Here is a 22,030-nt window from a genome sequence, read left to right as displayed (position 1 = left end):
CACACCTAGTATCGAAATTGAGAATCTGAACTTAGTTGAGTTTTGACGAATAATTATTTAGCGAACTAATATAATGCTTTGTTCTATTTTATAATAGCAATGTAAGAATTAAATGAGCCTTTGTATAGGAGGTATATACGATTAATAAGGGGTGTAAAGCCACATGTCTAGTTGTTGTCTATAATTAAAAGTTTCGCGTTCAGAATAGTAGTTGTAGAATTGTATTTAAAGTTGATTGATTTATCAAGGGAGAATAATTCAACAAATTGTTCTTCTGATTAAATAAGAAAAGCTGTAAATGTGATGATGAAAAATATACTATTCCTAATTACCATTTTACTTTTAGTAGCTTGTTCGTCGGAAACAAAATTCGAACGAAATCAAGATTTTAATTCGGGGTGGAGGTTTTCGTTAAATTCAAACCAAAAAGCAAAGGAAATTGATTTCGACGATGCCAATTGGCGAAGTATTGAGTTGCCTCATGATTGGAGTATTGAGTTTCCTTTTGATACCATTAATGGCGAGGGTTGTGTTGGATACCTTCCGGGTGGCGAAGGTTGGTACCGAAAAACTTTTGATGTGCCTAAAGGAAAACAAGTAGCAATTGTTTTTGATGGTGTTTATAATCATTCGCAGGTATGGTTAAATGGCAAAGAAATTGGGCGACACCCCAATGGATATACTCCGTTTCATTACAATTTAACGCCCTACTTAAATATAGATGGTAAAAATAATACTATTGCGGTTAAAGTAGATAGAACACGTTTTGCCGATAGTCGTTGGTACCCAGGTTCAGGTATTTATCGTAATGTAGAATTGGTAGTTACTAATAGTCTGCATATTCCGGTATGGGGCACATTTGTAAAAGCCAATAAAGTATCACGTAATCAAGCAGAATTAGAAATAAGCACTTCAATTGTTGATGCCGATAAGCTTAGTAAGAGTTTTGTTTTACAAACTCAGATTTATGATGACAGAGGAGTTCTAGTGGAATCAAACTCCGAGAATTGTGTAGTTGAGCCTAAGTTAACTCACGAATTTTCACAAATAATTCAGCTTACAAATCCTAAATTATGGGGTGTGGATTCGCCAACTTTATATACGGCGAAACATCAGATTATAGTATCCAATAAAATTGAAGATAGTTTTGAAACTACTTTCGGAATTAGGGATATACGTTTTGATGCCGATAAAGGGTTCTTTTTGAATGGCGAACCGATGAAAATAAAAGGCGTGTGTTTGCATCATGATGGTGGACTAGTAGGAGCTGCCGTTCCAAAGGATGTTTGGCGCCGACGATTGAATATTTTAAAGGATGGAGGTTGTAATGCCATCCGAATTTCACACAATCCTGCTTCTAACGAGTTTCTTGATTTATGTGATGAATTAGGTTTTCTTGTTCAGGATGAATTCTTTGATGAGTGGGATTACCCCAAGGATAAGCGTTTAAACATGAATGAGAGGCACAACGACTATATTACACGTGGTTCAGCGGAATATTTTCAAACCCATGCAGAGCACGATTTAAAGGCCACAGTATTATCGCATCGTAATCATCCATCTATTTTTCAGTGGAGTATAGGTAATGAAATAGAGTGGACCTACCCTAGGAATAAAAAAGCAACAGGCTTTTGGGATGCCGATTGGAGTGGTAATTATTTTTGGAATCCAACGCCTTTATCGCCCTCTCAAATTAAAGAACGTTATAACAAGCTTGATAGTAAAGAATACAATATTGGAGAAACTGCTCAGAAATTATCAGACTGGACCAAAGAGGTTGATACTACACGCCCAGTGGTGGCCAATTGCATTTTACCCTCGGCGAGTTATGTAACTGGTTATGCCGATGCTTTAGATCTTATAGGTTTTAGTTATCGCAGAGTAATGTACGATTACGGGCATAAATATTTCCCCAATAAACCATTAATGGGAACAGAAAACCTCGGGCAGTGGCATGAGTGGAAGGCCATTTTAGAACGAGATTTTGTGCCGGGGATGTTTATATGGACAGGTGTTGATTACATGGGAGAGGCCCACCATCGTTCAGATAATGATGTGCGCAGAAAAGGAACAAGTAGTGGACTGCTTGATTATGCAGGCTTTAAAAAACCATCGTACTATATGATGAAATCACTTTGGAGTGAAGAGCCTACCATTTTTATTTCAACGCAAAGTTTAGATAAGTCTCTTTATACCGTAGATGAAAAAACAGGTGATCTTAAAGATAAAAAGAAAGACGGGTGGAAACAACGTTTATGGGTTTGGCATAAAGTTAATAAGCATTGGAATTATGAGCATGGCGAACCCGTTGTGGTTGAGGTAATATCTAATTTGCCTGAGCTTGAATTGGTATTAAACGGACAATCATTAGGCAAACGTAGTTTGAACGAATTTGAGGATCGTATTTATAAATGGAAAGTTCCTTTTAATGCCGGAATCCTGGAGGCTGTTGGATATAGCAATAATCAAAAAGCGATAGGTTCAATTATTACAAGTACTGAGCCAACAAATATTGAACTGAGTATTGATAAAAAGAGCATGGATGCCAACTCAAACCAAGTGGCTCATGTGGTGGCACAATTGCTTGATGATGATGGTAACCCTGTATATAATAATGATAGAGTAATACATTTTGATGTGTCAGATGCTCTAAAGGTTTTAGGGGTGGATAACGGTAGTAATAAAAATTTCATGCCGTATCAGTCTAATGAGATCATGACACATCAGGGTAAGGCTTTGTTGGTTGTAAAAGTGCAAAAGGAGATAGATATGGCAACTATATCAGCCTATAGTAAACGGTTAAAAAGTAATCAATTAGAAATACAAATACATTAATAATTCACACAGTCAAATGGGATCATTTTAAAATGATGCCTAATAACTTTTATATTTATGAAACAAACTAAATTTATTGCTGTATTGAGCTTTGTTCTGTTAGCTTTGGCTCCTACAGCTTGTAAAACACAAACTCAGAATGAGGGCGGATTCCCGTTCATCTTACCTAAACAAAAACCAGATAGACAACTAAGTGCCGCCATGGAGCGTAATTATACCAATTATATGGCGCCACGTCCGGAGGATAATGAGTTATATTCGCAGTTTAAGTATACTGAACTTAAAGGGTTCGATTATAATGACCATAACGGAACAATTTCAAGAAGAGATCCTTCAAAAGTGATATTTGAGAACGGTAAATATTACGTTTGGTATACGAAGCGTGATACGCCAACCCCGCCTAAAGGTGCAGCTTTGTGTAATGATACCATTCCTTCAAGTGATTGGGATTTGGCTGATATTTTTTATGCCACAAGTAAAGATGGTTTTACCTGGGAAGAGCAAGGTGTTGCAGTGCCACGTCCGCCAAAACCACAAGTAGGATGGCGTTCAGTAGCTACAACAGATATCTTAAAATGGAAAGGTAAATTCTATTTATATTATCAAGGATTTATGGAAGCGAGTGGTAAGCGCGGCGACGACTGTCCTGTGGCAGTTTCTTATGCCGATTCTCCAGATGGACCATGGACACCACATTCTGAAATTGTAATTCCTAATGGAGGAGAAGGTGAGTGGGATCAATATTCAATACACGATCCACACCCATTGGTTTATAAAGGAAAAATATATTTGTATTATAAGTCAGATTGCGATGGCGAGCCAAATTTAGTGCGCATGCAAGGTTTAGCTACAGCTGATAATCCATTAGGGCCTTTTGCAAAGCACCCACTTAACCCTGTAATTAATTCAGGTCACGAAACTACTTTATTTCCCTTTAAAGAAGGGATAGCAGCCTTAGTAATTAAAGATGGTAACGAGCATTTTACAGTTCAGTATGCCAAGGATGGTGTTAATTTTGAAATAGCTGCAATAACAGAATTGATGCCAACAGCAGGAGGGCCATTTATACCAGATGCATTTACCGACACTAAAGATGGTAGAGGTATCACTTGGGGAATATCGCACCTTACAAATGTAACGAAATGGTCAGAGAATCATGCTATTTTATTACGCTTTGATTGCGACTTAAGTCAAGATGTAGATGACCCGGGTATGAAGCATTTGTTTAATTACTATAAACCTGAGTTTTATTATAAGCATGGTTTAAATAAAAAGCAACGCGAAAGAATACAGGAGCAAACAGAAGCGCTAAATAAGTAAGCTGAATGTGATTGATTGAAAAAGGAATCCGTAACGGGTTCCTTTTTTTGTCTAATTATCCGATTAATAACCTTGATGGGTTTAAAATTCCACTTATAGTGATTTATTTTATCTTGAGGTGGAAAACTACTCTAGGACTAGTGAAATTAAGTTGTACAGAGAATTATTCAATCTCCTGAATTCTACTTGAATTAACAAACAAAGTATCACCAATACTATCAAAGCCATTAAAAAGCTCAATGCCTTGCTTTTTAAGCTGTTCGCCTCTGAAACCAATAATACAAAATCCAGCATCGGCGCTACGCTGATTAATGGTGGTTTTAATGTTCGTTTCTTCTTCAATCGGAATTATCTCCACATTATTTAAAGTAATGGGTAATCTTCCATCTTGTATCAGTTGTTTTATTTCTAACTTATTGCTTTCTATTGATTCGCTAGCGCAAACATTGAAAATTTTAATATGACTTTTTTTCCAGTCGGGATGTGCCAGTATAATAATTCCTAATAGAATCATTAGGTTGGCATTCTTAAAATCAATGGCTCTAACCCATACATGAATTCCACCATTGTATCGCGTGTTTTTACCCGAATCACAGAAAACACAAACATCGTAATTACCCGCTCTAGTAAGATTAATATTATCTAGGATGCTATTCAGTTCGCCCGGATTTTTACGCATATATTCAAATATTATGGTATTGTTTTCCATCCCCGAAATACTTGGGGTTTGAATACTTTGTGCAATAGCTGTCGTATACGATGGCGAAATCATGGAAGCGATGTATAAATTGTCACCATCAAGCTTTTGCCTTTCTATTAAACGATGCGTAATGGCATCCGCTTCAGCTTTAGTAGCTTTTGAATAATAACCCTTAAGGTGATGAAAATAAGTGCCGAACCCATGTTTGTATGATAGCCAACTCATTAAATCAAATATTTTAGTACGTTCCAATGAGTTTGGTGAAATACAAATTGCTGAAGGTCGCCATTCTTCTTTCTCTGGACTTTCGTTTCTCATATTTTGGATAAAAACATGAATGCGTCGGTTTATTTGGAATAAAGCGCCTAAAAAAATCTTTTGTAGTCCGCCTCTGTTCTTATGCACCTTATTAAGGTAAAGATATATGGCAATGATAAACGAATATGCAGCAATTGTATAGCCTGCATTTATTTTAAACATAACCCATATTGAGAGTACAAATCCCATTAAGGATAAGTACCACTTAGATTTAAACGAAGGGCGATAGGATGGTGATGCTCCAAAGTGATTTAAAAAGGAGATTAAGCACAATGCTCCATAAGTAATCATAAAGAACATAGAGATAATCTCGGCAACAAAATTTACGTTTCCTGCCAATACAAAAACAACGGCAATAAGCAAAGTAATTAATGAGGCATTATATGGTTCGTTTGCAGCACCCTTCCCTTTAGAAAGGAAGTGATTCAGTTTTGCCGAAGGAAAACTTTTATCATTAGCCAGCGCTTGTAGTGTGCGTGGAGCTACTAAAACGGAACCAATAGCTGACGAAATGGTAGATGCACCTAATCCTAACGGGATAATGATGGATCCGAAAATTGCAATGTTAGCCATAGATAATTGTACACTTGTGAGTTCTTCGGCCGAAGCGGATATCGAGAGTTTATAAATAACCAACACGTACATTACCATACCAATTAAGGTTCCCCAAATGGTTCCTCTGGGAATTGATTTCTTAGGCTCCTTTAGATCTCCACTAAGTCCAACACCCGCTGTCATTCCGGTAAAAGCCGGAAAACAGATAGCAAAAATGGTATAAAAGTTCTTTGAATTTTTAAAATCAAAATTAGAACCATAATCACCCGAAGCAAAAAAATCTGTTGAACCAAGAAAGAATAATGCCAAGGAAACAAACAAAATGGCCACAATTATGTATAGTGCTTTGAGGCCTATATTGGCACCTTTCTTTAAAATTAATACGCCTAAAATAAGTAGTGAAGGAACACTAATGACTTGGCGTGGTAAATTAAGATCGAATGTTTGGCTTAACCATGAAAATACAGGTTCAAAAGCCTCAGTAAATGCAATTACGTAAAAAGCTACACTAATGGCTTGCGATAGGTAAAGGGCAAAACCAATTGTGGCTCCAATATTTAAGCCAAATGAACGCGATATTATAAAATATTCTCCACCACCTTCAACCCTTGTATTTGTAGCAATTTCAGAAATGGCTAAGGCTGTAGGTATGGTAATTAAATGTCCTAATAATACAATTAATAAAGCACCAAAAAAGCCTAAAGACCCAACTGCATAACCAAATCTCAGAAATAAAATGGCTCCTAGAATAGTGGATATAGCTGTAAAAAAAACGGGTGCGGTTCCTAATTTCGAATTACTACTCATGGTTAAAAAACTATATTGTAATGGTACGTTTATTTATCAAATTGCTTGGATTTTTCCCAAATGATATCCATTTCTTCTAGACTCATTTCTTTTAAATCCTTGCCCTTACTAATGGTTTCTTTCTCAAGATAATTAAAGCGTTTTGTAAATTTCTTATTGGTGCGCTCTAAAGCTGTTTCAGGGTCAACACCGTATAAACGAGCAGTATTAATTAATGAGAAGAATAAATCACCAAATTCGGCTTCTATTTTGTCTTGATCTCCACTAATTATTTCATCTCTTACTTCATTTATTTCTTCGCTTACCTTATCCCAAACTTGCTCCTTGTGCTCCCAATCAAAACCAACACCACGTACTTTATCCTGTATTCTATTGGCTTTAATCATGGCCGGCAATGACTTTGGCACACCCTCAAGTACCGACTTGTTACCACCTTTTTCTTTTAGTTTTAAACGTTCCCAATTCTCTTCAACTTCTTTAGAATCGGCTACTTTTGTATCTGAAAATATATGCGGATGGCGATAAATAAGTTTCTCATTTAGCGATTTAATAACACTTTCAATATTAAAGGCTTCTTTTTCTTCGCCAATTTTGGCATAAAAAACTACATGAAGTAAAAGGTCGCCAAGCTCTTTTTTTATAGATTCATCATCTCCTTCTAAAATGGCATCTGCAAGTTCATAGGTTTCTTCAATGGTTAAATTTCGCAGGCTCTCATTGGTTTGTTTCTTATCCCACGGGCATTCAACTCGTAATTTATCTAAAATATCTAATAGCTCCTTAAAAGCATTTAATTTACCTGTTGTCATGTTATAATTAATTCAAATTATTGTTACACGAAATAACAAAAGAAATACTGTATAAGCAAAGCTTAGGCAGATATTTAGATGCTTGCCTAATAGTTTATATTTGCATCGAAATTATTAGATAAATGTCCATCCGATTAAGAATAAAAGTGTTTAATTTGCATAAATTGAACAAAATAGCATGCTAATTACTATATGATAGAGAAATTAATCTACCTTGAAACCATTGACTTAATAGAGTTTTTTGGTGTTAAAAATGTAAAATTACAGATCATAAAAGATCGTTTTCCAAAACTGAGAATTATTGCACGTGGCGATTGGGTTAAAGCCATGGGTGAAGCTGATGAGATAGCACGTTTCGAAGAAAAAGTTCACCTTTTAATTGATCATTATAATCAATACAACGTTATCAGCGAACATTCAATTATTGAAATAATTGATAGTGGTAGAGTAGGAGCCAAAAAATCAGAGGATGATGTAATTTTATACGGAGTTAATGGGAAACCTATCCGCGGTCGTACAACCAATCAAAGAGAATTTGTTAAAGAATATGATCGGAATGATCTGATTTTTGCTGTTGGTCCTGCAGGTTCAGGAAAAACATATACAGCAATTGCATTAGCTGTTAGGGCGTTGAAAAGGAGAGAGGTGCGCAAAATAATATTGAGTAGACCTGCCGTGGAAGCTGGTGAAAAATTAGGTTTCCTTCCAGGTGATATGAAAGAAAAAATTGACCCTTATTTACAACCTCTATACGATGCTTTACAAGATATGATTCCGGCAGCTAAGTTAAAAGACTACATGGAAAATGGCACTATTCAAATTGCTCCATTGGCCTACATGCGTGGTAGAACCTTAAGCGATGCATTTGTAATATTAGACGAAGCCCAGAATACTACAACCAATCAAATTAAAATGTTTTTAACCCGTATGGGAAATGGTACGAAATATGTAGTTACCGGCGATATTACTCAAATTGATTTACCAAAGGCATCAATGTCTGGTTTAGTGCATTCTATGCGTATATTAAAAAGGGTAAAAGGAATTAAAGTAATAGAATTTAACGCCAAAGATATTGTTCGTCACCCATTGGTACAACGAATAGTAACTGCGTATGATAAAAGCGACAAAGCAAACAATAATGATGCTGTTAAGTAAACACTATTGTATCATTACGATTAAACTTTAACTTTGTGGCTTAAATCAGTACTATAATTATTAACAAGAACTATAAATTACATAAACACTATTGGTGTTTGTAAAATATTAAACATGAAATATACATATATACTTACTGCACTTCTTTTATTGGGTATTTGGGCTTGTAAAAAAGATGATGACGATGGAACCAGTTATGTACCTCAAACACCAGAACAAGATGATGCTGATATTATACTATATGCTACAAATGATACTGTAGGTTTAGATTTAGGTTTAACTGAAGAGGATTTGATACCACTTGATGACGGCGTATATATATCGCATATTGAAATGGGAACTGGTGATAAAGTAGCTAATGATACTACTGATATTTTGGTACACTATGCGGGGTATTATATTACTTCAGGTACAAGTTTTGAGAATACACAACCTAATCAACCAGTGTTGTTTAGTTTAGAAGGAAATATCGCCGGTTGGAGAATTGCTTTAAAGGAAATGAAACGTGGTGGAAAAGCGCATGTATTTATTCCATCTCGTCAGGCTTATAGTAATGGTAACCAGCACTTCACAATAACTCTAGAAGGTTTTGCATTAGATACGGATGAGCGTGATAATTATGAAAATGGCTTAATTCAGGATTACTTTAGTAATAACCCCGATGAAGTTGGTACAGCAATAACTGATACGGCAAATGTATATTACAAAGAAGTAATGGAAGGTTTAGGTAGTATGCCTAGTTTAACCGATTCAGTTGAAATATCATTTTCAGGTATTAATGTTGTTACATTGGAAGAAAGACACTCTGGTGAGAATGGAAAGTATTTGTTGAGTGAAATGAGCGATTGTTTTAAATTAGCCTTGCCATTAATGAAAGAAGGAGGAGAAGCTTTAATTTATGCTCCTTCAGATAGAAACACAACAGACGTAGATGTTCTAAAATATTCGGTTACATTAAATGCTGTTATTCCTGTTGAGGAATAATCGTTGTAAAATTTTTTATATTAAAAAGCTGTCCTTTTAGGATGGCTTTTTTTTATTTATAACAGGTTGTTATATTGGTTGTAATGTGCTTTTTGTAACTAAATTGAATGTTAATAATTGATTAATGTTTATTGGGTTGTATTGTTTTATTAATATATTTTTACTTTTTTTACCATTTCAAAATAATTATTCACGTAAACCGTCAGTGCCTATAGAAAAATTTTACGCTAAAACTTAAAAACGTAAAAAAATGGTAAATCTTCAAGATCAGACCGACAATGAGTTGGTTGAGCGCTTCATTGGGGGACAAGAAGCATGTTTGCAGATTTTAATTAATAGGCATAAGAATAGAATATATTCCTATATTCTGATGATGGTAAAACAGCCAGCTTTGGCTGAGGATGTTTTTCAGGATACTTTTATTAAAGTAATTAATAATCTTAAAAGGGGAAAGTACATCGAAAATGGTAAGTTTCCTTCGTGGGTAATGCGTATTTCGCATAATCTTATTATCGATTATTATCGTAAGCAAAAACATATGCAAATGGTATCTAACGACTCCATTGAGTACGATTTATTCAATTCTTCTAAATTCTCAGATACAAATATTGAGGATAAGTTGGTGACTGATCAGATATTGAAAGATGTAGCTTCGTTAGTCGAATATTTACCCGAAAATCAAAAAGAAGTAGTGCGTTTAAGGCACTTTATGGGATTAAGCTTTAAAGAAATTGCCGAAGAGACAGGTGTTAGTATTAATACTGCTTTGGGCAGGATGCGCTATGCCATAATTAATATGAGAGATATGGTTGAAGAACAAAAAATATCATTAACTGTGTAATAGCATGCAATAAAATATATTCATAGGCGTTTAACATTTAGAAATAGATTAATTTAGGATGCCTATGAATTCAAATTTTACAAAACAATTAGAAGAACTAGAGAACTATAGTCTTCAGATGGTTGACTTATTTAGTCAGTTGCCTGATAGTTTTTTTGATGATCCATTGTTACAACCTCCTTCAAAAGTTATCAATAGCATCATTAGTTATTCAAAAGGAGATCCAGTTAAAACTGATGATACTGATAAACTATTCAGATTTAATTTTAATTAGTTATAAAAGGTTTTGTTAAATGCACCTGTGTCTGTTTTATTCAAAACAATTAGTTTGAATAAGGCATAGATAAAACCTGTACCATATCCGAAAGTTTGTACCATTGAAGCTACAACAGCTAGCGATGCAATTTTTATATTCTTGTTTTTTACTAATGCATCAATAAAGAATATAAGTAATGGCAATAGTAACAATATAGATAACTGCGGAATAAATATTGAAATAATACCCCAAATAATATAGCCTAGTGTAAAAATACTAGGGGCAGCATGTACTAGCTTAAGTGAGCCGGGGTGCCATATATTTAGATTAATTCTTGCTATACCAGAATTAAAGACTTGTTTAAAAAAGGATTTCATATTGTTTCGTCGTTTATGAAAAACTCCGGCATCCTCAATCAATACAGCTTTGTATCCTCCCTCAACAATTCGTAAGCTAAAATCTAAATCTTCACCAAAACGAATATCTCTAAAACCTTTAAGTGCTTCAAAAACATTTCGTTTAATACCCATATTAAAACTTCTTGGATAAAACTTGTCTAACTTCTTTTTTCCACCTCTAATTCCACCCGTAGTTAGCGTAGATGTCATTGAATAACTGATGGCTTTTTGTATTGGGCTAAACGATTGATGTGCCATGTCAGGTCCACCGAAACAATCAATTTTATCAATTTGTTGTTCTACAGCTTCAAAGTAATCTGATGGAATTAAACAATCAGAATCAAAAAAGATAAAAACATCCCCTTTGGCTAAACTTGCTCCAGTGTTTCGTGCTAAACCAGGCCCTGTATTCTTCTGATAATGATAGGTTATATTCAGTTTATTTCGATATCCTTTACAAATTAAATCGGAACTTAAAGTAGATCCATCTTCAACAATAACAACTTCAAAATCATTGAAGGATACTTCAGTTAAACTAGATAATAGTTCATCAATTTCTTGAGGGCGGTTATAAACTGGTATAATTAAAGAATATTTTGGCATCTAAATAAAAGTTGAAATTAAGGATTCGCGAATCTAAGACAAAATTAAATAAAATAGCACTTTAGAATAAATAATTCAGAAGTATATATAAACCTGAATCACCATCTTTTTTAGATAAGGCTAAACCATAATCTGCCGAAATAATAAAATTCTCGCCGTAGCCTACTTTTAGGCCAGTTCCAATGGTAAAATGCATCTTTTCCTCATTCGGAATATAATATTCAGCTCTTTCTGATTCAGGAATTAAAGTGTAATCTATTTTGTATTCTTGAGTAATCATCCCCATATCAAAAAAAGTATTATTGGCTAAGTATAAATCCTCACCCAATAATCTTGTTCTAAGAAATTTCCAACGTAGCTCTATATTTGCCAGTGCAAATCCATCGCCAACCACTCTATTACGCCTAATTCCTCTTAATGTTTTACTTCCTCCAAGACCTTGTGATGTTGCCGAAGTTAGGTTTGAAGTTACATAATGAGGGAGTAGGTAGAATGGTATTGTTCCGCTAAGTTTGTTTTGAATTGCCAACCTATAAGCAAATATCAATTTATCAGCACTTAGTGTGAAATACTGCCTATGCATTGCTGTTAGCTGAGTATATTGTGTATTTTTATCCGAAAGAAATGATGGCGACATAGTAAAAAATACTTCACTCCAAATCCCTTTGTCAGGATTTGCATCAAAATCGCGAGTATCATAGGAGAGCCCAAGCTTTATGTAAGTACTTAGTCCTCCTTTTGCCTCTTTCTCATCAATAATCCCCCAATCAACATAATTGTCATAAAGGCCATTAGTTTCAGGTAGCTTCTTGTCATCAGAGATTCGTTTGTTCAGTTGATTTATATTTGTAGAATTAATATTCATATTGAATAATGTAAAACCAGCCATCCACTCTAGTGCTTTGTTAGAGTTTGTAAGCGCCCCTTTAAAATTTGTCATTATTCTAAACATCTCTCTATGATGAGAATAAAAAACACGGCTTTTATAGTTAGGATCTTCATCATCTATCCACTCTGAATTAAATTGTGCATTATAACCATTGAACCCATAAAAATCAGTGGCTAAATCATTAAAATAGGTAATATCTAATGTGGTTTGAATTCCTTTTATAAATTCTGGAGAATCGTAGTAAGCCCTAAGCAAACTAGTGCCTGAAGTATATTGCGAAGCTTCAAAATATAAGGAGTGATTGTAGGTAGGGTATTTAGTTCCATCGCCATACCAAAAGAAATTTACCAATCCTCCGTATTGAAAACCTAAATCTGCATCAAAAGCAATAGCTGGTAATAAGCCAAATTTCATTCCTGCGTTTTCATTTATAGTATCCGATTGACTATGCAGATGGAGTGAAAAAAGAAGAAAAGAATAGATCAGAAGCTTGCGCATAATTATTTGTTAAATGATTAACTTGCCAACAAATATAAGCTATTTAGACTAACATATTAATTCTATTAGACTAACAATGAACGTAATTAAGGATAACACAGTAAGGTTTGGTATTTTACAGTTGGATATTAAATGGGAGAATGTTGATGAGAATCTACTGACGATTGGTAAAGTAATATCATCGCACAAAGATGAGTTTGATGTTTTGCTTCTGCCTGAGATGTTTGCCACAGGATTTTCAATGGATGTTAGTAAAATAGCACAGACTATGGATGGTGTTATTTTACAATGGATGAAAGAACAATCAGTACTTAATAAGATTGCTATAATTGGTTCTGTTGCGATAGTTGAAGATGGGAAATTTTATAATAGAGCTGTATATATAAATAACGGTCAGGTAAATTATTACGATAAAAGGCATTTGTTCAGTATGGGTGGTGAAGATAAGAGCTTTTCTGCTGGAGCTGAAAGGGTTGTGTTCGATTATAATGGTGTTAAAATATTGCCTGTAGTTTGTTATGATATCAGATTTCCCGTTTGGTTACGAAATACTGGCGACTATGATGTGATGGTTTGTATGGCAAATTGGCCAATTCCACGTATAAAAGTGTGGGATACTTTACTGCAGGCGCGTGCTATTGAAAATCAATGTTTATGTATTGGAGTTAATCGAGTTGGTGAGGGGGATAATTTAAAATACAATGGTAATTCGGCAGCTATTGATGCTAAAGGAAAGGTCCTAGTGTTGTCTAAAGAGCAAAAAACAAATCTAGAGATTGTAGATTTCGACTTGGCTGCTCAAAATAATTTCAGAGAAAAATTTCCCGTATTAAATGATGCAGACTGCTTTTCAATTGAATAGAGTATTTGATAAATCATTGATAATGTAGTTCGCCAGCGAATCATATCCTTTTAAAGAAAATTATTTTTTTATTAGTTCGATATGGTTAATTTAATGCGCAAATTAAACAAACAAATAATGAAGCAGGCTTTAAAAGCAGTAATCATCTCAATAGTAGTTTTATTGGTTCTCCTAATTATTATACCCTTCACAATGGTGAGTAGTGTTGAGACTCGATTAAAAACTGAAATAAACAAAAATATTAATTCGAGTGTAGCGTGGGAAAAGGTTTCAGTATCTCTATTAAAGGACTTTCCAAATCTTCAAGTTGAACTTACTGGTTTTAATATAATAGGTCTTGGTACATTTAAGGAGGATACATTATTGCACGTTGAACATATTGAATTATCTGCGCAATTGTTTAGCGTTTTCTCATCCGATGGATTAAAGATTATTGAGGTTAATGTTGAGCAACCTATTGTTAATGCGATAACCCGTAGTCAAGTAAATAATTGGGATATTGTAAACAAAACCTCCGAAAAGAAGCATTCAAGTAAAAAGGAAAGTTCAGGTTCTAAGCTAGTTTTAAATGAATTTCAAATAAATAATGCATCAATAATATATGTTGATGAAACCTCACATAGTAAAACTAGTTTAAGTGGAGTTAATATTCAATTAAGCGGTAATTTATCTGCAGAAGAGTCAATTGTACAGTTAAAAAGCAGTGTTAAAGAATTAAATGTTCAGCAAGAGAATGTTAAATATTTAAGTGATGCAAATCTAAACTTTGATGCGAATATACTTGCCGATACAAACACTAATAAAATCACATTTAAGAATAATACATTAGCTATTAACGATCTAAAAATGGGATTTAATGGAGGAGTTCAGATTTTAAACGAAGGGTTTGACATTAACTTGCAACTCAAAACGATAAATAATGATATAAAAACAATTTTGTCGCTAATACCTAGTCAATATTTAAAAGACTTTGAAAGTATTCAGACGGAAGGAAATTTTGATATTTCAGCCAATGTAAATGGAGTATTTATTGATTCTAATAGCTTACCAAATTTTAACTTCAATGTATTAGTTGAGGATGGCCGAATAGCTTACTCTGATGTTGACGATAGCATTGATGATATAAATGTTGCTCTTAAGATTAACAATTCAGGAAAAATATTGGACAGTACTAAAGTTAGTCTAGAGAAACTTTATTTTTCTATTTCAGATAATCCTTTTCAAGGAAGTTTTTATTTAGAGACTCCAGTTAGTAATGCTTCATTTGTTGGTGGTATTGATGGGGTAATTGATTTAAAATCGGTAAGTGATATTGTCCAATTTAAGGATATGGAATTAGAGGGCATTGTTAACTCAAAAATTGACTTTGCAGGGAATAAGACATTGATTGATATAGAGGATTATGAAGCTCTAAAAATAAATGGGAATATTTCTTTCAAAGGATTTTCTTATTCAAATAGCATAATGCCATATAAAATAAAGGTGTCTGAGGCATTGATGAATATAAATTCTGAAACCATTGAGCTAAAACAGTTGAAAGCTTCTGTTGTAAATTCAGACCTTAGTTTGAATGGTTCCTTATCGGGGTATTTACCATACTATTTTAAAAACAGCACGCTTAAAGGTAGTTTAAATCATTATTCGTCATCTCTTAACTTAAACGAAATCCTTCGAAAGAGTAAAAGCGTTTCTGAATCGAAAAAAGATTCCGGAGTTGTAGAGTTTGGAGGAATACCGCGTAATATTCATTTGAGGCTTTATTCCAATATTGATAAATTGACGTACGATAAGTTAATTGTAAATAAAGCAAAAGGTGTTTTGGTGGTCAAGGATTCAAAACTAGTAATTGACCGATACAATATGAATACACTAGGTGGAAAGATTGATATAGAAGGTCAATATAATACTCAGAATATATCGAAACCTTACATTGATTTTGTTATTGGTGCCGATAAAGTGGATATAAAAACAATGGCTAATTCTTTCACCGTAGTTGATTCTTTAATGCCTGTTGCAAAAAATGCAAGGGGTAAAATAAGCTCTGATTTTAAACTTCATAGTAAAGTAAATCAAGATTATACTTTAAATATTGCAAGTATAAAAGGCGGTGGAACCATAAAATCAGACGCAGTTACAGTATCCAACTCCAAGGTGTTAAATCAAATGGCAGATCTTTTAAGTAAAGAGAGTTATAGAACACTTACAGCAAAAGATATTGATATTAATTATGTGATGCGAAATGGTAAAATTATAGTATCGCCGTTTTCAACAAATATTAATGGCGCTAAATTTACAATTCAGGGAGAACAAGGTTTTGACCAATCTTTAAATTACGTTATTGCTGCACCTGTATCCCGTATGGATGTAGCTAATGCAATGGGATTCTTTGGAGGTATTGTGAATCAGAATGGAGAAGACGTTATTGTTGACGTTCTCATTAAAGGAAGTGCTGATGACCCTAAAATCAGTTTAGACATTGCTAAAGCTCAAAAACAACTGCAAAATGAGGTTAGTGAAGATACTCAAAAGGCCATTGAAGAATTGCTTGAGGATGATAATATAAAAAAGGCTGTGGATGATATCAAAAATAAACTAGGAGATTTTTTCAAGTAATATTCTTGCTTGAAATCGTCAACTTTTCTCTTCCATAAAAGAGAAAAGTTGATAGAAAGAAAAAGTTCTATTTGTTAGGATTAGTTTTTTATACCTAGTAGAAGCTTTTAAATGACATTCAAATTGCAGTGTGTTTGCACTGTGCGAATAATTATTTATTTTAATATATATACAGCTATTCGCAGTTAGTGTAACTATTTGTAATAAAATACGTAACGGTGTTATTTTGTGTTCCTGATATTTTTATATCAAATTGTCTTTTTTAGATTGGTTGTTACACGTATATGCGTACTTCTCATCTAGAGAATATTTTAAATGTGATTATCCTTTTATAGAACTTTCTTATTTCCAAACAAATTTAAAGTCGACATTATTAAAAGTTAAGAAGGTACACAAATTATCAATTAGGATAAATTAGTTAGCACCAATGGCAGTTATAATATCCTTAACTCTATCGGTATGAACCAAAATTAATTTCTCAAATTGCTTTCTTAATTCTAAATGTTCCACAAAATATTGATGTTCATGGGTGATTGGGAAGTCTTTTATGTAATACTCAATTTCTTGTTCTTTTACATTTATCTTACTCAAGGCACTTTCAATAATACTCTTATGCTCTTCTAATGCCATTATTTCAATCGAGTTTAACTTATGCGCATTTTCTGGATTCAGGATGGTTTCATTACGTTTTATAAGTAGGTCAACTTCTTTTGTGTATAAAGAAAGTCTTCCTTTCCATAGTTGATATTCAAATTCTAAATCAACAATTTGTATAGATCCATTTTTCATAACAATAAAGTTTTATTTTACAGAAAATAACTAAATCAGATAAGTGTATTGAGACATAGTTAATTATAGATTTGTGTCGTGTTCTGTAATTGTGTTTCTACGAGGTTTCATTCAATATAAGCATTTTATACTATTAATGCTCTAAAGGTGTATCCAATATAACACACTATTATTCTATGGATAAACAATCTTAAATACGATTCGCTTAATAAACTAAATTCTGTAAATTCGCAGGATATTAAATTCTATAACATGAGTAACTTTAAAGAGGACCTAATGCAGGTTAAAGCATTTGCATTTGATGTTGATGGTGTTTTATCTGCACAAATAATACCTATGGATGCCAACGGGATTCCGATGCGAACAGCAAATATAAAAGATGGCTACGCCATACAAGCTGCGGTTAAACAAGGTTATCCTATTGCTATTATTACAGGAGGGGATACCGAAGCTGTAAAGAATAGATATACACAGTTGGGCGTTGAAGACGTATATATGAAAGCTTCGGATAAAATTCATCAGCTTAACGATTGGATGAATAAACAAGGCCTCAAAGCTGAGGAGATTATGTATATGGGAGATGATTTACCTGATGAAGAAGTAATGCAAACTGTTGGTGTATCTGTTTGTCCGGCCGATGCCGTTGAAGAGATTAAAATGTGCTGTAAATATATCAGTCATAAAAATGGTGGCGAGGGTTGTGTGCGTGATGTGATCGAACAAGTATTAAGAGCTCATGGTAAATGGGGACTTGATAAAACATGGTAATTTTAAATTAAGATCCATAACTCTTAACGATATCGAAGGCTTTAATACTAATCAAGAAATAAAAATATGCTTCCAATATTACGATTAATACGCTATAAGAATCTCATTATTATTGCTCTTTTGCAAGTTTTAATTCGTTATGGTTTAATTATTCCCATTTTAAATCATTTTGGTTATGAGGCTGGATTTACCGATAAAAGATTTATCATATTGGTAATAAGTACCTTGTTTTTAGCAGCCTCTGGTTATGTAATTAACGACTATTTTGATATTAAGATTGATAGAATCAACCGTCCGGATAAGATGGTGATTGATAAAAAAATAAAGCGAAGAGAGGCCATGTTTCTTCATGTCATATTTACATTCTGTGGTGTATTTATGGGATTGTTTCTTTCGTATGTTCTTCGTAAAGAAAGTTATGCATTGATGTATATTTTAATACCTGCGTTTTTATGGTATTACTCAACAACATTTAAAAAACAGGGCCTAATAGGAAATATTATTGTTTCGGCATTAATTGCATTAGTTGCAATTTTGGTTGTTTCAGCTGAATTTTCTGCTTTGTATAGAGTTTATGGAGCTTCAATAATTGAAAGTGAAGCCTGCTCTACAGCTTGGTTTTGGACACTCGGTTTTGCCTTTTTTGCCTTCGTTGTAAACTTAACTCGTGAAATCATTAAAGATTTAGAAGATATGGAAGGGGATGAAAAGGGAGGATGTCAAACAGTTCCAATAATTATAGGTGTACCATATACAAAGGCAGTAATAGGTTTGCTTACAATTTTTATATTGGTTGTTATTTGGTTGTTATACTATAGCATCGATCGTTTAGGAGGTGATACATTTACATTTGCTTATTTCATGATATTTATAACCCTACCGTTAATTTCATCCTTAATCTATTTATTCAAAATATCTACAGCAAAAGGCTATCATCAATTGAGCACCATGTATAAATTGATTATGTTTTTTGGTGTGTTGTATGTTTTTGTTGCAGGTCAATTATTTTAATTTTTCAGCAGAACTTAATGCAAAATTTAAACAATTACAATATAATATTGGCTTCTAAATCGCCACGTCGTTCTCAACTATTATCAGAAATTGGGATAGATTTTTCTGTAGAGATAAAGGAAGATGTAGAAGAAAAATATCCTTCAGATTTGAAACATGAAGATATTGCTGTTTTTTTATCGCAATTAAAGGCTAAACCTTTTTTAGTTGATATTCAGAACGATTCAAGTAAAATAGTAATTACTGCGGATACAATTGTTTGCGCAAAAGGTAAGGTATTAGGTAAGCCAAAGGATAAAGCTGAAGCTACAGAAATGCTTAAGCTACTTTCCGGAATTAAACATCAGGTTATTAGTGGAGTCACTATATCTTCGAAACAAAAAGTTGTTAGTTTTTCCGTTTCAACGGATGTGTATTTTAAGTATTTAACAGAAGCAGAAATTGAATACTACATCAATAATTATAAGCCTTTTGATAAAGCTGGGGCTTACGGTATTCAAGAGTGGATCGGTATGATAGGCATTGAGAAAATTGAAGGATCTTATTTTAATGTAGTAGGATTGCCAGTTCAAAGGCTCTATGAAGAATTGAATCAATTTTAATATAAAATATAAAATCAACAAATCATATTTTACTATCTACCTTGTTAAAAATGTTTCCCAATATCGCATTTTAAAAAAGCTAGTTGGTAATGCAATACTAAACTAAATGAAGCAAATAGTAGCAATTTTATGTGCTGCATTCCTAATCTCAGGAAGTATAAAGGCAGCAGAAGGAATGTGGATTCCAATATTATTACAGAAATACAATATCGAAGAAATGCAAGAGCTGGGTTTTAAGCTCACTGCTGAAGATATCTATAGTGTAAACCAAGCCAGTATGAAAGATGCTGTCGTTATCTTTGGAGGTGGTTGTACTGGTGAATTAATATCTAACGAAGGCTTATTAATAACAAATCATCACTGTGGATATGGTGCTATTCAGTCTCATAGTTCTTTAGAGAATGATTATTTAACCAATGGTTTTTGGGCGATGAATCGGGATGAAGAATTAACTAACCCAGGTTTGAAGGCAACTTTTTTACGTTCAATGAAAGATGTTACTGAAGAGGTTTTAGAAGGTGTAACTGAAGAAATGACGGAGAAAGAGCGTAATTCAGTTATTTCAAAAAACTCAAAAGCAATAAAAGATGAAGCTATAAAGGATACACACTTTACTGCGGTGTTAAAACCTTTTTTCCATGGAAATCAATATTTTTTATTTGTTAATGAAGTTTTCACCGATGTTCGTTTGGTTGGTGCTCCTCCTAGTGCAATAGGTAAGTTTGGTGGAGATACTGATAATTGGATGTGGCCACGCCATACAGGCGATTTTTCTTTATTTCGCATATATGCGAATGCAGATAATGAACCTGCAGAATACGCTGAAGAAAATAAACCTTATACACCAAAACATCACTTTCCAATTTCAATGAAGGGAGTGAGTGAAGGCGATTTTACTATGGTTTTTGGATATCCTGGTAGTACCTATGAGTATGTTCCTTCTTATCATATTAAAATGATTACAGAAGAGGTGAATCCAACATTGATTGATGTTAGAACTAAAAAACTAGAGATTATGAATCGTTACCAAGGAGCAGATCCTGCGGTTCGAATTAAATATGCAGCTAAAAATGCATCTACTTCTAATAGTTGGAAACGTTGGATTGGTGAAATTAAAGGGCTTGATAAGCTGAATGCTATTGAGAAAAAGGAAGAACAAGAAGTGGCATTTCAAAAATGGGCTGATGCGTCAGATAATGATAAATATAAAACGGTTTTAACCGAGTATAAAGGTATTTACGAAGAATACTCGAAATACTATATAACCTACAGTTATATTTCTGAGATGATACGAAGAAATGGTATGGAAGGAGTTGGTTTATCAGGTTATTTCGATGGATTAATATCAGAAATTGAGAAAGATACTGTTGATAATGAAGTGGTATTAAGTAAGAAAGAAGGAATAGTTGCTCGATATCAGAAGTTCTTTAAAGATTACTATATGCCTCTTGACAAAGAGGAAACAGCCATGTTGCTTCAAATGTATCAAGAGAATATTGATGCAAAGTTTTTGCCAGATGTATATATGTTGATCAATGGAAAATATAAGGGAGATATTTCAAAATATGTTGATATGGTATTTGAAAAATCAATATTTATGAATCAGAATACAGCAGAAGCTTTTGTAAATAATTTTTCAAAAAAGAGCATTAAGAAACTACATAAAGACCCAGCTTATATTCTTTTAGATAGTTTTGTTGAGTTAGCAAAATCAGATGTTGTAGATCAATACAAAGAGCTAAGAAGTAAAATAATGTTACTAGATAGAACTTACATGGCAGGTTTAATGGAGTTTGAGAATGATAAAGTTTTCTACCCAGATGCCAATTTTACATTACGTGTTTCTTATGGTCAGGTAAGTGCTTATGAGCCAAAAGATGCTGTGCAGTTTAAGCATTACACTACATTAGAAGGTATTATAGAGAAGGATAATCCAGATATTTACGATTATCGTGTGCCAGCTAAATTAAAAGAATTACATACCACAAAAGATTTTGGTAAGTATGAAGTAAATGGAACCGTTCCGGTGTGTTTTGTAGCAACAAATCATACCACGGGAGGTAATTCTGGAAGCCCTGTGGTAAATGCAAATGGTGAATTAATAGGTATTAACTTCGATAGAGCTTGGGAAGGAGTTATGAGTGATTTAATGTATAATCCCGAACAATGCAGAAATATATCTTTAGATGTTCGTTATGTTTTATTTTTAATAGATAAATTTGCAGGCGCAAGTTATTTATTAAATGAGATGACTATTATCGAATAAAAATATTACAAATTATAATTGATAAAGGGTTCTCTAATATAGAGAGTCCTTTTCTTTTTAATAGAGTATAAATACATAGTTAGTTTTAAATTATTCCAATTGCTGAGCAAGAATATAAAGCTAATACAAAACAGAATGTAACAATTACAGT

At 33.4% G+C, this 22,030-nt stretch carries 17 protein-coding genes; 12 read left to right on the top strand and 5 right to left on the bottom strand.

The annotated features are described in order from the left end of the window. Positions 1–303: 303 nt before the first annotated feature. A complete protein-coding gene (locus A8B35_RS08910; RefSeq protein ID WP_222844127.1) occupies positions 304–2,835 on the top strand; it encodes a sugar-binding domain-containing protein in 2,532 nt (843 codons plus the stop codon). Positions 2,836–2,892: 57 nt separating this feature from the next. Continuing rightward, positions 2,893–4,155: a glycoside hydrolase family 117 protein gene (locus tag A8B35_RS08905; protein ID WP_068472363.1), complete on the top strand. Its 1,263-nt coding sequence runs from the start codon at positions 2,893–2,895 to the stop codon at positions 4,153–4,155. A gap of 163 nt (positions 4,156–4,318) precedes the next feature. Here A8B35_RS08905 and A8B35_RS08900 read toward each other — a convergent pair whose 3' ends face one another. Both A8B35_RS08900 and mazG read right to left on the bottom strand, forming a co-directional pair. Continuing rightward, positions 4,319–6,535 (bottom strand): amino acid permease, encoded by a 2,217-nt coding sequence (locus A8B35_RS08900; protein WP_068472361.1) that lies wholly within the window; start codon positions 6,533–6,535, stop codon positions 4,319–4,321. 29 nt (positions 6,536–6,564) lie between these two features. Then, positions 6,565–7,344 (bottom strand): nucleoside triphosphate pyrophosphohydrolase, encoded by a 780-nt coding sequence (mazG, locus tag A8B35_RS08895; protein ID WP_068472360.1) that lies wholly within the window; start codon positions 7,342–7,344, stop codon positions 6,565–6,567. A gap of 192 nt (positions 7,345–7,536) precedes the next feature. Here mazG and A8B35_RS08890 point away from each other — a divergent pair, with 192 nt between their 5' ends. The 4 genes from A8B35_RS08890 to A8B35_RS08875 all read left to right on the top strand — a co-directional run bounded on the left by A8B35_RS08890 (position 7,537) and on the right by A8B35_RS08875 (position 10,598). Then, entirely contained in the window at positions 7,537–8,499 is a 963-nt protein-coding gene (locus A8B35_RS08890) for a PhoH family protein (RefSeq protein WP_068472358.1), read from the top strand. Positions 8,500–8,613: 114 nt separating this feature from the next. After that, positions 8,614–9,483, top strand: a complete 870-nt coding sequence (locus tag A8B35_RS08885) for an FKBP-type peptidyl-prolyl cis-trans isomerase (RefSeq protein WP_068472355.1) — start codon at positions 8,614–8,616, stop codon at positions 9,481–9,483. 250 nt (positions 9,484–9,733) lie between these two features. Further along, positions 9,734–10,324 (top strand): RNA polymerase sigma factor, encoded by a 591-nt coding sequence (locus tag A8B35_RS08880; RefSeq protein ID WP_068472353.1) that lies wholly within the window; start codon positions 9,734–9,736, stop codon positions 10,322–10,324. A 64-nt stretch (positions 10,325–10,388) separates the two neighbouring features. Further along, entirely contained in the window at positions 10,389–10,598 is a 210-nt protein-coding gene (locus A8B35_RS08875) for a hypothetical protein (protein ID WP_139314851.1), read from the top strand. On the opposite strand, the gene A8B35_RS08870 is transcribed toward A8B35_RS08875, so the two are convergent. Next, positions 10,595–11,581 (bottom strand): glycosyltransferase, encoded by a 987-nt coding sequence (locus tag A8B35_RS08870; protein ID WP_068472350.1) that lies wholly within the window; start codon positions 11,579–11,581, stop codon positions 10,595–10,597. The genes A8B35_RS08875 and A8B35_RS08870 overlap by 4 nt on opposite strands. 61 nt (positions 11,582–11,642) lie before the next feature. Then, positions 11,643–12,968 carry an Omp85 family outer membrane protein gene (gene omp85, locus A8B35_RS08865; protein ID WP_068472348.1) on the bottom strand — a complete coding sequence of 442 codons (1,326 nt, stop codon included), beginning with the start codon at positions 12,966–12,968 and terminating at the stop codon, positions 11,643–11,645. A gap of 76 nt (positions 12,969–13,044) precedes the next feature. Between omp85 and A8B35_RS08860 the strand changes: the two genes are divergently transcribed. Both A8B35_RS08860 and A8B35_RS08855 read left to right on the top strand, forming a co-directional pair. After that, positions 13,045–13,830: a nitrilase-related carbon-nitrogen hydrolase gene (locus A8B35_RS08860; protein WP_068472346.1), complete on the top strand. Its 786-nt coding sequence runs from the start codon at positions 13,045–13,047 to the stop codon at positions 13,828–13,830. 117 nt (positions 13,831–13,947) lie between these two features. Then, on the top strand, positions 13,948–16,443 hold the full coding sequence (locus tag A8B35_RS08855; RefSeq protein ID WP_075602753.1) for an AsmA-like C-terminal region-containing protein: 2,496 nt from the start codon (positions 13,948–13,950) through the stop codon (positions 16,441–16,443). 414 nt (positions 16,444–16,857) lie between these two features. Here A8B35_RS08855 and A8B35_RS08850 read toward each other — a convergent pair whose 3' ends face one another. Then, positions 16,858–17,232, bottom strand: a complete 375-nt coding sequence (locus tag A8B35_RS08850) for a hypothetical protein (protein ID WP_068472342.1) — start codon at positions 17,230–17,232, stop codon at positions 16,858–16,860. Between the two features lie 252 nt (positions 17,233–17,484). Here A8B35_RS08850 and A8B35_RS08845 point away from each other — a divergent pair, with 252 nt between their 5' ends. The 4 genes from A8B35_RS08845 (at position 17,485) to A8B35_RS08830 (ending at position 21,879) form a co-directional block, all read left to right on the top strand. Next, positions 17,485–18,000, top strand: coding sequence for a KdsC family phosphatase (locus A8B35_RS08845; RefSeq protein WP_068472340.1), 516 nt, complete (start codon positions 17,485–17,487; stop codon positions 17,998–18,000). A gap of 66 nt (positions 18,001–18,066) precedes the next feature. Next, positions 18,067–19,011: a geranylgeranylglycerol-phosphate geranylgeranyltransferase gene (locus A8B35_RS08840; protein WP_068472338.1), complete on the top strand. Its 945-nt coding sequence runs from the start codon at positions 18,067–18,069 to the stop codon at positions 19,009–19,011. 17 nt (positions 19,012–19,028) lie between these two features. After that, positions 19,029–19,613: a Maf family nucleotide pyrophosphatase gene (locus tag A8B35_RS08835; protein WP_068472336.1), complete on the top strand. Its 585-nt coding sequence runs from the start codon at positions 19,029–19,031 to the stop codon at positions 19,611–19,613. Positions 19,614–19,719: 106 nt separating this feature from the next. Continuing rightward, complete coding sequence (locus A8B35_RS08830) at positions 19,720–21,879, top strand: S46 family peptidase (protein WP_068472334.1); 2,160 nt, start codon at positions 19,720–19,722, stop codon at positions 21,877–21,879. Positions 21,880–22,030 lie beyond the last annotated feature (151 nt).

This window comes from Saccharicrinis aurantiacus (assembly GCF_001660705.2).
Classification (GTDB): domain Bacteria; phylum Bacteroidota; class Bacteroidia; order Bacteroidales; family Marinilabiliaceae; genus Saccharicrinis; species Saccharicrinis aurantiacus.
This window is presented reverse-complemented; position numbering and strand designations above follow the sequence as displayed.